The following is a 12865-nucleotide window of genomic DNA, read 5'->3' as shown; positions in this document are numbered from 1 at the left end:
GAGGTGTGAACACCGCGCGGACGGATACGGTCGTGCCATGAGTCAACCGCAGCCCATCGACCCCCGCCTGGTCGGCCGCAAGCCCGTCCGCCCGAAGAAGCGGCGCAGCCTGCTCGGCCGCCTGATCGGCCTGGTCATCCTGCTGTTCGTGCTGACCCTGATCGTCGTCCCGCTCTACGCGTGGAGCCGGATCGACAAGGTCGACGCGTTCCCGACCGGCAAGCGCGCCGCCGAGGGGCCCGGTACGACGTACCTGATGGTCGGCTCGGACAGCCGCGAGGGACTGAGCGCCGAGGAGAAGAAGAAGCTCGGCACCGGCACCGTCGGCGGCAGCCGGACCGACACGATCATCCTGCTGCACGTCCCCGACTCCGGACCGCCGGCGCTGATCAGCGTCCCGCGGGACAGCTGGGTCGAGGTCCCCGGCAAGGGCAACGAGAAGATCAACGCCGCCTTCGGCAACGGGAACCCCAAGCTGCTGGTGCAGACGCTGGAGAACTACACCGGCCTGCGGATCGACCACTACGTCGAGATCGGTTTCGGCGGGTTCGCCTCGATCATCGACAGCGTCGGCGGCGTCAACGTCTGCCTGGACAAGCCGATGAAGGACCAGAAGGCGCACATCAACCTCCCGAAGGGCTGCCAGGACCTGGACGGCCCGAAGGCGCTCGGCTACGTCCGCTCCCGCTACGTCGACAAGCTCGGCGACCTCGGCCGGGCCAACCGCCAGCGCGAGGTGATCGGCCTGGTCGCCGACAAGGCCGTGTCCTGGCAGACGTTCGTGAACCCCGTCCGGTACTACCGGATCGGCACCTCGAGCGCCGACGCGCTCACCGTCGACGAGCAGATGGGCCCGTTCGACCTGGCCAAGTTCGCGCTCGCGATGCGCAAGGTCGCCGGCGGCGGTGAGGGCGTCTCGCTGACCATGCCGGTGAAGAACCCGAACGCCCGCCGCAACGGCCAGAGCGTCGTGCTGCTCGACGACGCGAAGGTGAAGGCGCTCGTGAAGGCGTTGAAGGCCGGTCAGACCGCAGGCTTGAAGTCGAGCTGACCGGGCACCTGACGACCATGATGACCCTGGACGACCTGGCCGCGTTGCGCTTCTCGTACGACGCGGTCGGGTCGACCCGTTTCGACACGACCCCCGACGGCTACCACCGCCTCGACCTGCGCACCCGGATCGGCGAGGGCACCAAGACGTTCGAGCGCGCCGGCGACGTCGTCACCACCTGGCAGATGCACCGCGCCGCCGGCATCCGCATCTGGGCCACCGACACCCCCGCCACCATCGGCACCAACTGCCTGGGCCGCCTCGGCCCGATCCCGATCCCCTGCCGCGTCGTCTGGACCGTCGCCGACGAAACCCAGACCGGCTTCGCCTACGGCACCCTCCCCGGCCACCCCGAGTCCGGCGAGGAGTCCTTCCTGGTGACGCAGGAGCCCGACGGCGTCTGGTTCACCCTCCGCTCGTACAGCCACCCCGCCACCTGGTACACCAAACTGGCCGGCCCGCTGTCCCGCACCACCCAGCAGATCTTCGCCCGCCGCTACACCAAAGCCGTCCAGCACCTCGTCGCATAGCAAAGGCCCCGCGAGCTCATACCTTCGCGGGGCCGCCGACAGTTCTACCGGACCACCCCAAACCTCCGGGGAACCGACACGCGAACATCCGGCGGACTCCTGCCCCCGGCGTGCACGTGACGGTGCGTGCTGGGATGCTGTCGCAGGTGAGCAAACCGTTGGGTGAACTGATGGCGGCCGACTGGGCCGAGGCGTTGCAGCCGGTGGGGGACACCGTGGCGCGGATGGGGGAGTTCCTGCGGCAGGAGATCGCTGCGGGGCGGCCTTACCTGCCGGCCGGGGAGAACGTGCTGCGGGCGTTCCAGCGGCCGCTCGCGGACGTGCGGGTGCTGGTGGTCGGGCAGGATCCGTACCCGACGCCGGGGCATCCGGTGGGGTTGAGTTTCTCGGTGGCGCCGGACGTGCGGCCGGTGCCGCGGAGTCTGGTGAACATCTACAAGGAGCTGATGGCCGACGTCGGCGTCGACAAGCCGTCGAACGGGGACCTGACGCCATGGGCTGATCAGGGCGTGCTGATGCTCAACAGGGTGCTCACCGTGCAGCCGGGCAAGCCTGGGTCGCACCGCGGGAAGGGCTGGGAGGCCGTCACCGAGCAGGCGATCCACTCGCTGGTGAAGCGTGGCGGACCGCTGGTCGCGATCCTGTGGGGGCGCGACGCGCAGACGCTCAAGCCGATGCTCGGCAGTACGCCGTACGTCGAGAGCGCGCACCCGAGCCCGATGTCGGCCGACCGGGGGTTCTTCGGGTCGAAGCCGTTCAGCCGGGTGAACGCCCTGCTCCAGGAGCAGGGCGGTTCGGCTATCGACTGGCGTCTTCCGTAGCGGTACCCGTCCAGCTGTGCCAGAGCTGCGCGTAGCGTCCGCCGGACGTCAGCAGCTCGGCATGCGTACCCGACTCGACCAGGCGGCCCTGGTCCATCACCACGATCCGGTCCGCCTGCTCTGCCTGCGTCAGCCGGTGCGCAACGACCAGCGTCGTACGGCCCTCAGTGGCAGCCGCACTGGCTCGCTCCAGCTCCCGCGCACCAGCTGAGCCCGCCTCGGCCGTCGCCTCATCCAGTACGGCGACCGCCGGGTCAGCAAGCACCAGCCGAGCCAGCGCGACCTGCTGGGCCTGTGCACCGGTCAACTGCTCGCCGTTCTCACCCACCTGGGTGTCCAGCCCGTCCGGCAACGCCCTGACCCACGCCAGCGCGCCAACGCGCTCCAGCGCCGCCTCTACCTCCTCGACGGTCGCGTCAGCCCGAGCCAGCCGTACGTCGTCCACCAGCGCGCCGGAGAACACGTGCACCTCCTGGCTGAGCAGGGCGACGTACGAACGCGTCCGGGCCTCACCGAGCTCCCGGATGTCGACACCACCGATCCGTACGACACCAGCGGTAGGCACCAGCACCCCAGCGGCCACAGCAGCCAGCGTGGTCTTGCCTGCTCCACTGGCACCGACCAGCGCGACCCTCTCCCCCGGCAGCAGCTTCAGCGACGCGCCGTCGACCACCAGCGGCCCGTCGTACGAGTGCTGGACGTCTACCAGCTCCAGCGTCGCGTCGGCCGGCTCTCGACCAGCAGGCGGCTCAGCAACCGTCGGAATCTCCACCACCCCAGCGAGCCTCGCCAGCCCGGCCGCAGCGGTCTGCACGGCGTCGAACTCCATCAGCAGCGCGCCGATCGGGTTGAACAGCCGGTGGAAGTACAACGCGGCAGCCGTCACCGCGCCGACCGTCACCAGATCGTCCCGCACCAAGAAGAAGCCCGCGGTCAGGATCGCGGTCAGCCCGACGAACTCGGCGTGGTTGATCCGCGACGAGAAGAAGCTGAACAGCTTGAACACGTTCAGCGAGAGATCACGGGCAACGGCGGAGCGGTCGCGGATGCGCTCCAGCTGTGTGTCCTCGAGCCGGTACGCGCGCACGGTCGCGCTGCCGCGCAGCGAGGTGATGATCGCCTCCGAGCGCTCACCGAGCGCAGCGCGCTCGCGGGCGTAGAAGGGCGCGGAACGCGGAAGGTACCAGCGCAGCGCCCACAGGTACATCGGCACCGACAGCAGCCCCGCGACACCGAGCCGCCAGTCGAGCGCGAACAGCCCGGCCGCGGTCAGCACGATCGTCAGCGACGCCGACAGCAGGATCGGCCCGATCTCAGTCAGCGCGGCAGCAACGGACGAGACGTCGTCGCCGACCCGCGAGAGCAGGTCACCGGTCCGCACCTTGTCGAGCACCGGCGCCGGCAGCTGCAGGACCCGATCGAGCACCTTCTCCCGCAGCCGGGCCAGCACGGTCTCTCCGACCCGCGCCACCAGCGTCACACCCACCGCCGTCAGCCCACCGGACAGCAGCGCTCCACCAGCGATCAGCAGTACCACCCGTACGACGGCCGACCGGTCCGCACCCGAGGCGATGTCGTCCACCAACACACCCAGCGCCCAAGGCGCGACCAGCCCGGCAGCACTCGCCACGGTGATCACGACGGCAGCAACCACAGAGGTCCCCGGCAACTGCCGAATCTCACGCCACAGAACAGACCACGTCACCCGAGGACTGGCAATCGGAAGCAGCTCAGGCTCACTCATCGCAGCACCGCCTCTGCGTACAGAACGTCGGAAGCCGCTAACTCCGAATGGGTGCCCTCAGCAACCACCACACCCTCGGACAGCACCACCACCCGATGCATCTTCCCCAGCAGCGCCGGGCTGCTCGTCAGCACCAGCGTCCCCAGCGAGTCAGCAGCACGGACCTCCGCCAGGCCCTCCGCCAGCACCTCCTCCGTCACCGCATCCACCGCCGTACTGGGATCGTGCAGCACCAGCAACGGCGGCGAGGCCAGCAGCGCCCGCGCCAGCCCGAGCCGCTGCCGTTGACCACCAGACAGCGTCCGCCCACGATCAGACAGCGGATGATCCAGCCCGTCAGCATGCGCCTCGATCACGTCAGTCGCCGCAGCAGCGCCAACCACCCTGTGCAACGCAGCATCATCAGCAACCGACCCAGCCAGCAGATTGCTCCGCAGCGTCCCCTCAAAGAGATCAGTGTCGTGCTGCTCGACCAGCACCGACCGCCGCAGCAGGTCGATGTCCAGCTCCTCCATCACCTGTCCACCGACAGCAACCGACCCGCTGTGCTCCGGCGCCCGCCCGGAAACGACCGCCAGCAACGCATCCGCGTCCCGCGGGTCGTAGCAGAGCACTCCAACGAGCTCACCCCGCCCAACAGCCAGCGACACCCCGGACAGCGTCTTGTGCCCAACCCCGTCCAGCTCCAGCAACGGCCCGTCACCAGCCACCGTCTCAACAGCACCAGTCACCATCAACGGCGGCGAGCTCAGCACCGACGCCAGCCGCGCAGCAGAGGCCCGCGCCATCGCCAGCACCTGACTGACGTACCCCAACGTCCCCACCGGCTCAGCCACGAACTGCGCCAACCCCACCACCGTGATCAGCTCACCGATCGAGATCCGTCCGTTCAACGCGAACCACCCAGCCACCCCGGCAACAGCCGCCAGCAGCAACCCACTGGCAGCAGTAGTCACCCCGTCCTGCAGCCCGTTGGTCGAAGCAGCCTTCAGCGTGGCCCGCAGCGTCGCCTGCGACGACCGCCGGTACCGCTCAGCCGCGTTGTGCTGCGCCCCGATCCCCCGCAGCGCCCGCAGCCCGCTCACCAGGTCAGTCGCCAGCGCAGTAGTGTCCGCCACCGACTCCTGCTGAGTAGAGGTCCGCCGGGTCAGCAGCGGCGACAGCGTCTGGATCCCCACCACCAGCAGCGGTACGCCGACCAGCACGCCCAGCCCCAGCGGCACGTCGATCAGCAGCAGCACCACCGACGACACCACCAGCGCCGTAGTAGCCGCCGTACCGATCGCCAACGCCCGCATGATCAGCGCAGCCTTCTCAGCATCGGAGGTGGCGATCGACAACAGCTCACCAGCCCGCATCCCGGTCCTGTGCCCCCGCGGATCCAGCACCCGCTGCGCGACCTCCAGCCGCAGCTGATGCATCTCGTACTCCGCGGACCGCACCCCCTGCCGAGCGCCGGTCTTCCAAGCCGTCGACAGTACGGCGAACAGCCCCGCCATCATCAGCAGGCACCACAGCAGCGGCTCCAGCCGCCCGGTGGACACCGCCTTGTCGACGAAGATCCCGATCGTCACCGGCACCGCCGCCTCGGTCGCCTGGTGCAGCGACAGCCAGAACACCCCCAGCGCGAGCTGCTTGCGGTGCCGGCCGACAGCGCGGCGCAGCACCTGGCCGCCGGTCACCGTCTCCCCCACTTGGTACGTCACGAACAGGCCTCTCCCCACAGGACGGACTAGACAGGTAAGCCCACCCTAACCTCCGCCCGCCGGGAACGGTTCCGGTACGAGATCCGCCGATCGATTGACACCGCCCGCGAGGCCCCGTACGGTCTCGCGGTAATAGGAAACTTTCCTAACAGTTGGCGGGAATCGGCACGGCACCCGCATCAGACGGCCGAAGGAGGGCAGGGTTAGCTCATGGCCAGTACACCCGGCACTCCCCGGCTGCTCCGCGCGATGAACGACCGCGCCGCTCTCGACCTGCTGCTCGCCCAGGGACCGCTGTCCCGGACGACGCTCGGCAACCTGACCGGCCTGTCCAAGCCGACCGCCTCCCAGCTGCTGTCCCGCCTGGAGAACGTCGGCCTGGTCCGCCCGAGCGGCACCAGCGCCGGCCGGCCCGGCCCGAACGCCCAGCTGTACGAGATCAACGGCGGCATCGCGTACGTCGCCGGCCTGGACGTCACGCCGACCCGGATCCGCTCCGCGGTCGCCGACCTGACCGGCAACGTCGTCGGCCGCTACGAGCTGCCGACGCCCGGCCGCAGCGCCAAGGGCACCGTCGAGCGGGTCGTGAAGGCCGTCGAGGGCGCGCTCGGCGAGGCCGGGCTGACCAAGGACCGCCTGCACCGCGTCTCGATCGGTACGCCGGGTGGTTTCGACCCGACCACCGGCCGGCTGCGCTACGCGATGCACCTGCCGGGTTGGCACGCGCCGCACCTGCTCGAGGAGCTGGCCGCCGCCATCGCCGTACCGCTGGACGTCGAGAACGACGTGAACCTGGCCGCCGTCGCCGAGCAGCGCGTCGGCCACGCCGCCGACAGCGACAACTTCGTGCTGCTCTGGGGCGAGGAGGGCATCGGCGCCGCGGTCGTCATCAACGGCCGGCTGGTGCGCGGCGCGACCGGCGGCGCGGGCGAGGTCGCCTTCCTGCCGCTGCCCGGGACGCCGCTGGTCCGCAACGTCGGCCGCAACAACGCCGGTGGCTTCCAGGAGCTGGCCGGTGGCGAACCGGTCCTGGCCCTGGCCCGCTCGCACGGCCTCAAGGCCCGTACGCCGGAAGCCGCGATCGCCGCCGCCCTGGACACCCCCGGCGCCGGCGACACCGTGCTGGCCGAGTTCGCCCACCGCCTCGCGGTCGGTCTGGCCGCCGTCGTGGCGGTCGTCGACCCCGAACTGATCGTCCTGGCCGGCGGCGTGATCACCGCCGGCGGGGAGCGCCTCCGCGGCCTGATCCAGGAGGAGCTGGCCGAGCTGGCCGTCCCCCGGCCGCGGCTGCTGATGACCGCCGTACCGAACGACCCCGTGCTGTCCGGGGCCCTGCAGTCCGCCCTGACCATCACCCGCGACGAAGTCTTCGACACTGCCGGCCCGACGAGCGGGGGCGGCACCGACTAGACCACCCGCACCACCCACCACCTTCCAACGGACAGGCGAGCGCCTGCTCCGGTGGATCCGTACGCGCCGAACCAGGGAGAACACGTCATGTCCCGAGTCCACAAGGTGGCACTCGCCGCCGCCGCGGTCGCGCTGCTCGCCACCGCCTGCACCGGCACGTCGACCGCGCCGCAGGCCAACGACGACGCCACGCAGGAGACCACGATCACCTTCTGGCACGGCTGGTCCGCGCCCAGCGAGGCGGCCGCGATCGACGCCAACGTGAAGGCTTTCGAAGCCGCGCACCCGAACATCAAGGTCAAGGTCGTCGGCAACATCAACGACGACAAGATCAAGCAGGCGCTGCGGGCCGGCGGCCCGAACTCGCCGGACGTGGTCTCGTCGTTCACCACCGACAACGTCGGCACCTTCTGCCAGTCGAAGGTGTTCGCGGACCTGAAGCCGTTCCTGGAGAAGTCGTCGATCGACCTGGACAAGACCTTCCCGAAGGCGCTGCAGGACTACACCCAGTTCGAGGGCACCCGGTGCACGCTGCCGCTGCTCAACGACGCGTACGGCCTGTACTACAACAAGGACGCGTTCAAGGCGGCCGGGATCGCGGCCCCGCCGAAGACGCTGTCGGAGTTCGACGCCGCGGCCAAGAAGCTGACCAAGGCCAAGGGCGACAGCTTCAGCCAGCTCGGCTTCATGCCGAACTTCCACGGCTACGAGTCGACCACCACGCACTTCGCGGCGCAGTGGAACCCGACGTACTTCACCGCCGACGGCAAGTCGAACCTGGCCGCCGACCCGGCCTTCGGCAAGATGCTGACCTGGCAGAAGAACCTGGTCGGCGAGCTCGGCGGTTTCGCCAAGCTGGAGAAGTACCGGGCCACCTTCGGTGACGAGTTCGGCGCCAAGAACCCGTTCCACACCGGCCAGGTCGCGATGGCGATCGACGGCGAGTGGCGGCTCGGGATGGCCAAGGAGGCCGGCACCAAGTTCGAGATCGGGGTCGCGCCCTTCCCGGTCCCCGACGACCAGGCCGACAGCTACGGCAAGGGCTACCTGTCCGGCACCATCATCGGGATCGCGAGCACCAGCCAGAAGCAGAACGCGGCCTGGGAGCTGGTCAAGTTCATGACCACCGACACCGACGCCGTGGTGAACTTCGCCAACGCGATCCACAACGTGCCGTCCACGCTGGAGGCGCTGAAGTCGCCGAAGCTGCAGGCCGACGACAACTTCAAGGTGTTCCTGGAGATCGCCCAGCACCCGAAGAGCAGCACCACCCCGGCCAGCCCGAACGGTGGCGCGTACCAGCTCACCCTGCAGGACTTCGGTTTCGCCTTCGAGGCCGGCAAGCAGACCGATCTGGCCGGCGGCCTGGCGAAGACCGACCAGCAGATCGACAAGGACCTCGCGCAGGCCAAGTGATGACAACCGCCTCCAGCGCGATCCCGTCGAGTCCCGGCCTGCGGAACAAGCAGCGCCGGGACCGGCTCCGGATCCTCGCCTTCCTGTCCCCCTGGCTGATCGGCGTCAGCGTCTTCTTCCTCTACCCGCTGGTCTCGACGGTCTACTTCAGCTTCATGAAGTACGACGGGTTCACGCCGCCGACCTTCACCGGGCTGAAGAACTGGTCCTACGTGTTCAGCGACTACCCGTTCTTCTGGCCGGCCCTGCGCAACACGCTGTGGCTGGTGATCGTGATGGTCAGCCTGCGGGTCCTGTTCGGGCTCGGCATCGGGATGCTGATCACCAAGGTGAAGACCGGCGCCGGGCTGTTCCGGACCTTCTTCTACCTGCCCTACCTGGCCCCGCCGGTGGCCGCGACGATGGCGTTCGCGTTCCTGCTCAACCCCGGCACCGGCCCGGTGAACAACGTGCTCGGCAGCATCGGGCTGCCGCAGCCCGGCTGGTTCAACGACCCGTCCTGGTCGAAGCCGGCGCTGACGCTGCTGGCGCTGTGGGGTATCGGCGACCTGATGGTGATCTTCATGGCGTCGCTGCTCGACGTACCGAAGGACCAGTACGAGGCCGCGTCGCTGGACGGCGCGAGCGCGTGGCAGAAGTTCCGCTTCGTGACGCTGCCGAACATCTCGCCGATCGTGCTGTTCGCGGTGGTCACCGGGATCATCCAGACCATGCAGTACTACACCCAGCCGCTGGTCGCTGGGAAGGTGGCCAGCGGCGTGATCGGTGGCTCCGGGCAACAGTTCCAGCCGGGCTACCCGGAGAACTCGACGCTGACGCTGCCGCAGCTGGTCTACAACCTCGGGTTCCAGCGCTTCGACACCGGCGGCGCCAGCGTGGTCGCCCTGGTCCTGTTCGCGCTCGCGATGGTGTTCACCGCCGTCCTGATGCGCCGCCGCAGCGGTTTCCTGGGCACGGACGACTGAGGGGTACGCCGAAACCATGACGATGACGACTTCCCTGTCCACCCCCGTCCCGATCACCGCGGCGGGACGTGAGGCCCGGCGGACCAGGTTCCTGAACTGGGTCGCCGTGCACTCGCTGGCGATCGTGGCCGCGCTGTTCTTCGTGCTGCCGTTCGTGTTCGTGGCGCTGACCGCGCTGATGAGCGACCAGCAGGCGCTGACCCGGAACCTGTGGCCGGACACCTTCCACTGGGAGAACCTGCGCACGGTGTGGGAGACGCCGGGCTTCCTGACCTGGTGGAAGAACACCCTCCTGTACGCCGGGCTCGGCACCGCGCTGACGCTGCTGTCCAGCATCCCGGTCGCGTACGCGCTGGCCCGCTTCAAGTTCCGCGGCCGCAACGTCGCGCTGATGCTGGTGATCGCGACCATGATGCTGCCGCCGCAGGTGGTGATCGTGCCGATGTACCTGTTCTGGGCCAAGCAGCTGCACCTGTCCGGGACGCTGTGGCCGCTGATCATCCCGATGGCCTTCACCGACGCGTTCTCGATCTTCCTGCTCCGCCAGTTCCTGCTGACGATCCCCAAGGACTACGTCGACGCCGCCAAGGTGGACGGCTGCGGCGAGTTCAAGGCGCTGGTCCGGATCGTGCTGCCGATGGCCCGCCCGGCGATCGCCGCGGTCGCGCTGTTCCAGTTCTTCTACTGCTGGAACGACTACTTCGGCCCGCAGATCTACGCCTCGGAGAACCCGGCCGCCTGGACGCTCAGCTACGGCCTGGAGTCCTTCAAGGGCGCCCACCACACCAACTGGAACCTCACGATGGCAGCGACCCTGCTGGTGATGGCACCGGTGATCATCCTGTTCTTCTTCGCCCAAAAGGCCTTCATCGAAGGCGTCACACTCACAGGGGTCAAAGGTTGAAACTCACAGTCGTAGGCGGCGGATCCACCTACACTCCCGAGCTGGTCGACGGGTTCGCGCGGCTGCGTGACTCGCTGCCGGTCGACGAACTGGTCCTGGTCGACCCGGCCGCGGACCGGCTCGAACTGGTCGGCGGGCTCGCGCAGCGGATCTTCGCCAAACAAGGACATCCCGGCAAGGTCACCACGACCAGCGACCTGGACGCCGGCATCGACGGCGCCGACGCCGTACTGCTGCAGCTGCGCGTCGGCGGTCAGGCCGCCCGGAACCAGGACGAGACCTGGCCGCTGGAATGCGGCTGCGTCGGTCAGGAGACGACCGGCGCGGGCGGGCTCGCCAAGGCGTTGCGGACGGTTCCAGTTGTCCTGGACATCGCCGAGCGCGTACGGCGAAGCAACCCGGACGCGTGGATCGTCGACTTCACCAACCCGGTCGGCATCGTCACGCGGGCGCTGCTGTCCGAGGGCCACAAGGCCGTCGGGCTGTGCAACGTGGCGATCGGGTTCCAGCGGCGGTTCGCGCGGCTGCTCGGCGTCGCGCCGGAGCAGGTCGCGCTGGACCACGTCGGGCTGAACCACCTGACCTGGGAGCGCGCTGTCCGGGTCGACGGCGTCGACCACCTGCCGTCGTTGCTCGCCGAGCACGTGGGTGACCTGGCGGCCGACCTGAAGCTGCCGGCCGAGCTGCTGCTGCAGCTGGGCGTCGTACCGTCGTACTACCTGCGCTATTTCTACGCGCATGACGAGGTCGTTCGCGAGCTGCTGGAGAAGCCGTCGCGGGCCGCCGAGGTCGCGGCGATCGAGAAGCAGCTGCTCGACCTGTACGCCGACCCGGCGCTCGACGAGAAGCCTGCCCTGCTGGAGCAGCGTGGTGGCGCCTACTACTCCGAGGCCGCGGTCGCGCTGGCGTCGTCGCTGCTCAACGACACCGGTGACGTGCAGGTGGTGAACACGCTGAACAACGGCGCGTTGCCGTTTCTGCCCGACGACGCGGTGATCGAGGTCCCGGCGACCGTCGGTGCCTCCGGCACGACGCCGCTGCCGATCTCACCCCTCGAGCCGCTGTACGCCGGGCTGGTGGCGAACGTCACGGCGTACGAGAATCTGGCTCTCGAAGCAGCTCTGAAGGGTGGTGCGGACCGCGTGTTCACGGCCTTGCTGGCACACCCGCTGATCGGGCAGATCGAGTACGCGCAGGCACTCACCGACAAGCTGCTCGCCCACAACCGCGAGTACCTCCCGTGGGCGTGACCGTGGCGAACGAAGCCGAGGCCCTCCAGGCACCTCTGGTCCCTGGAGGAGTCCTCGCCTTCGACGCCGGCAACAGCAAGACGGACGTCGCCCTGGTCTCGGCCGACGGCACGATCCTCGGCACCGCTCGGGGCGGCGGCTTCGAGCCGCACCTGGTCGGCGCCCAGGCGGCGGTCGACGGCCTCGCGCCGCTCGTCGCGGCGGCAGCACGCGCGGCGGGGCTCGCCGTCGCCGAAGGCGACCGGCGCTTCGGGGCGACAGGCTCCCCCTCCCTCCCCCCTTTGGTGGAACAGATCTCGGCCTGCCTCGCGAATGCCGACCTGCCCATCGAGGAGGAGCGCCTCGCCGACGCCTTCCGCTCCTACGGCTGGGCCTCGAAGGTGCACGTCGCCAACGACACCTTCGCCCTGCTCCGCGCGGGCCTCGACGAACCCCGCGGTGTCGCGGTCGTCTGCGGCGCCGGCATCAACTGCTGCGGCCTCCTCCCCGACGGCCGGACCGCCCGCTTCCCCGCCGTCGGCCGGATCTCCGGCGACTGGGGCGGCGGCCAGCAACTCGCCGAGGAAGCGATCTGGGCCGCCGCCCGCGCCGACGACGGCCGCGGCCCGGCGACCGCGCTGACGACGATCCTGCCGCAGCACTACGGCGTCGCGTCGATGCCCGACCTGATCGAGGCCATGCACCTCGGTGACATCCCGCTGGTACGGCGCTTGGAAGCAGGCCCGATCCTCTTCCAGGTCGCCGCCGCCGGCGACCAGGTCGCCACCGCGGTCGTACACCGCCAGGCCGAGGAGATCGTCGCGATGGCCACCGTCGCGTTGCGCCGCCTCGACCTCCTCGGCGAACCGACGCCGGTGATCCTCGGCGGCGGCGTCCTCACCGCGAACCACCCACTCCTCCTGGAGGAGATCACCACCCAGCTCGCAACGGTGGCGCCGTACGCGATCCCCCAGATCGTCGAGGTCCCCCCGGTCGTCGGCGCGATCCTGCTGGGCCTGGACCAAACCGAAGCACCAGCAGAAGCGCACAAGGCGATCCGCACCAGCTACCACCGCACCTAGACCGCTG

Annotated in this window: 11 protein-coding genes; 9 read left to right on the top strand and 2 right to left on the bottom strand. The window is 69.4% G+C overall.

Annotated elements, in window-relative coordinates:
* Positions 1 to 37: 37 nt before the first annotated feature.
* The 3 genes from ACZ6Z4_RS04215 (at position 38) to ACZ6Z4_RS04205 (ending at position 2402) form a co-directional block, all read left to right on the top strand.
* Positions 38 to 1051, top strand: a complete 1014-nt coding sequence (locus ACZ6Z4_RS04215; protein WP_465557967.1) for an LCP family protein — start codon at positions 38 to 40, stop codon at positions 1049 to 1051.
* Between the two features lie 17 nt (positions 1052 to 1068).
* Positions 1069 to 1581: a DUF1990 family protein gene (locus tag ACZ6Z4_RS04210; protein WP_465557965.1), complete on the top strand. Its 513-nt coding sequence runs from the start codon at positions 1069 to 1071 to the stop codon at positions 1579 to 1581.
* A 134-nt stretch (positions 1582 to 1715) separates the two neighbouring features.
* Positions 1716 to 2402 (top strand): uracil-DNA glycosylase, encoded by a 687-nt coding sequence (locus ACZ6Z4_RS04205; RefSeq protein WP_465557963.1) that lies wholly within the window; start codon positions 1716 to 1718, stop codon positions 2400 to 2402.
* On the opposite strand, the gene ACZ6Z4_RS04200 is transcribed toward ACZ6Z4_RS04205, so the two are convergent.
* Both ACZ6Z4_RS04200 and ACZ6Z4_RS04195 read right to left on the bottom strand, forming a co-directional pair.
* Positions 2380 to 4071: an ABC transporter ATP-binding protein gene (locus ACZ6Z4_RS04200; protein ID WP_465557961.1), complete on the bottom strand. Its 1692-nt coding sequence runs from the start codon at positions 4069 to 4071 to the stop codon at positions 2380 to 2382. The two genes, ACZ6Z4_RS04205 and ACZ6Z4_RS04200, sit on opposite strands and share 23 nt — an antisense overlap.
* 71 nt (positions 4072 to 4142) lie before the next feature.
* A complete protein-coding gene (locus ACZ6Z4_RS04195) occupies positions 4143 to 5852 on the bottom strand; it encodes an ABC transporter transmembrane domain-containing protein (RefSeq protein WP_465557959.1) in 1710 nt (569 codons plus the stop codon).
* A gap of 210 nt (positions 5853 to 6062) precedes the next feature.
* Here ACZ6Z4_RS04195 and ACZ6Z4_RS04190 point away from each other — a divergent pair, with 210 nt between their 5' ends.
* The 6 genes from ACZ6Z4_RS04190 (at position 6063) to ACZ6Z4_RS04165 (ending at position 12858) form a co-directional block, all read left to right on the top strand.
* Entirely contained in the window at positions 6063 to 7262 is a 1200-nt protein-coding gene (locus tag ACZ6Z4_RS04190) for an ROK family transcriptional regulator (RefSeq protein WP_465557957.1), read from the top strand.
* An 87-nt stretch (positions 7263 to 7349) separates the two neighbouring features.
* The gene (locus ACZ6Z4_RS04185; RefSeq protein WP_465557955.1) at positions 7350 to 8678 is read left to right on the top strand and encodes an ABC transporter substrate-binding protein; all 1329 of its coding nucleotides are present in this window, start codon (positions 7350 to 7352) and stop codon (positions 8676 to 8678) included.
* Positions 8678 to 9643 carry a carbohydrate ABC transporter permease gene (locus tag ACZ6Z4_RS04180; protein WP_465557953.1) on the top strand — a complete coding sequence of 322 codons (966 nt, stop codon included), beginning with the start codon at positions 8678 to 8680 and terminating at the stop codon, positions 9641 to 9643. The genes ACZ6Z4_RS04185 and ACZ6Z4_RS04180 overlap by 1 nt, the downstream gene beginning before the upstream one ends.
* A gap of 16 nt (positions 9644 to 9659) precedes the next feature.
* Positions 9660 to 10547 (top strand): carbohydrate ABC transporter permease, encoded by an 888-nt coding sequence (locus ACZ6Z4_RS04175; protein ID WP_363666786.1) that lies wholly within the window; start codon positions 9660 to 9662, stop codon positions 10545 to 10547.
* Positions 10544 to 11797 carry a 6-phospho-beta-glucosidase gene (locus ACZ6Z4_RS04170; protein WP_465557951.1) on the top strand — a complete coding sequence of 418 codons (1254 nt, stop codon included), beginning with the start codon at positions 10544 to 10546 and terminating at the stop codon, positions 11795 to 11797. Before ACZ6Z4_RS04175 ends, ACZ6Z4_RS04170 begins: the two co-directional genes overlap by 4 nt.
* Positions 11788 to 12858, top strand: a complete 1071-nt coding sequence (locus tag ACZ6Z4_RS04165; RefSeq protein WP_465557949.1) for an N-acetylglucosamine kinase — start codon at positions 11788 to 11790, stop codon at positions 12856 to 12858. The genes ACZ6Z4_RS04170 and ACZ6Z4_RS04165 overlap by 10 nt, the downstream gene beginning before the upstream one ends.
* Positions 12859 to 12865: the final 7 nt, after the last annotated feature.

It is taken from the genome of Kribbella sp. NPDC104740, assembly GCF_055583505.1.
Note: the sequence above shows the minus strand (reverse complement) of the source record. Positions and strands in the feature narration are given on the sequence as shown.

Bases quoted from the DNA above. Each gene is read 5' to 3' on its own strand.
- ACZ6Z4_RS04215 (WP_465557967.1), top strand. From the start codon at position 38: ATGAGTCAACCGCAGCCCATCGACCCCCGCCTGGTCGGCCGCAAGCCC.
- ACZ6Z4_RS04210 (WP_465557965.1), top strand. From the start codon at position 1,069: ATGATGACCCTGGACGACCTGGCCGCGTTGCGCTTCTCGTACGACGCG.
- ACZ6Z4_RS04205 (WP_465557963.1), top strand. From the start codon at position 1,716: ATGCTGTCGCAGGTGAGCAAACCGTTGGGTGAACTGATGGCGGCCGAC.
- ACZ6Z4_RS04190 (WP_465557957.1), top strand. From the start codon at position 6,063: ATGGCCAGTACACCCGGCACTCCCCGGCTGCTCCGCGCGATGAACGAC.
- ACZ6Z4_RS04185 (WP_465557955.1), top strand. From the start codon at position 7,350: ATGTCCCGAGTCCACAAGGTGGCACTCGCCGCCGCCGCGGTCGCGCTG.
- ACZ6Z4_RS04180 (WP_465557953.1), top strand. From the start codon at position 8,678: ATGACAACCGCCTCCAGCGCGATCCCGTCGAGTCCCGGCCTGCGGAAC.
- ACZ6Z4_RS04175 (WP_363666786.1), top strand. From the start codon at position 9,660: ATGACGATGACGACTTCCCTGTCCACCCCCGTCCCGATCACCGCGGCG.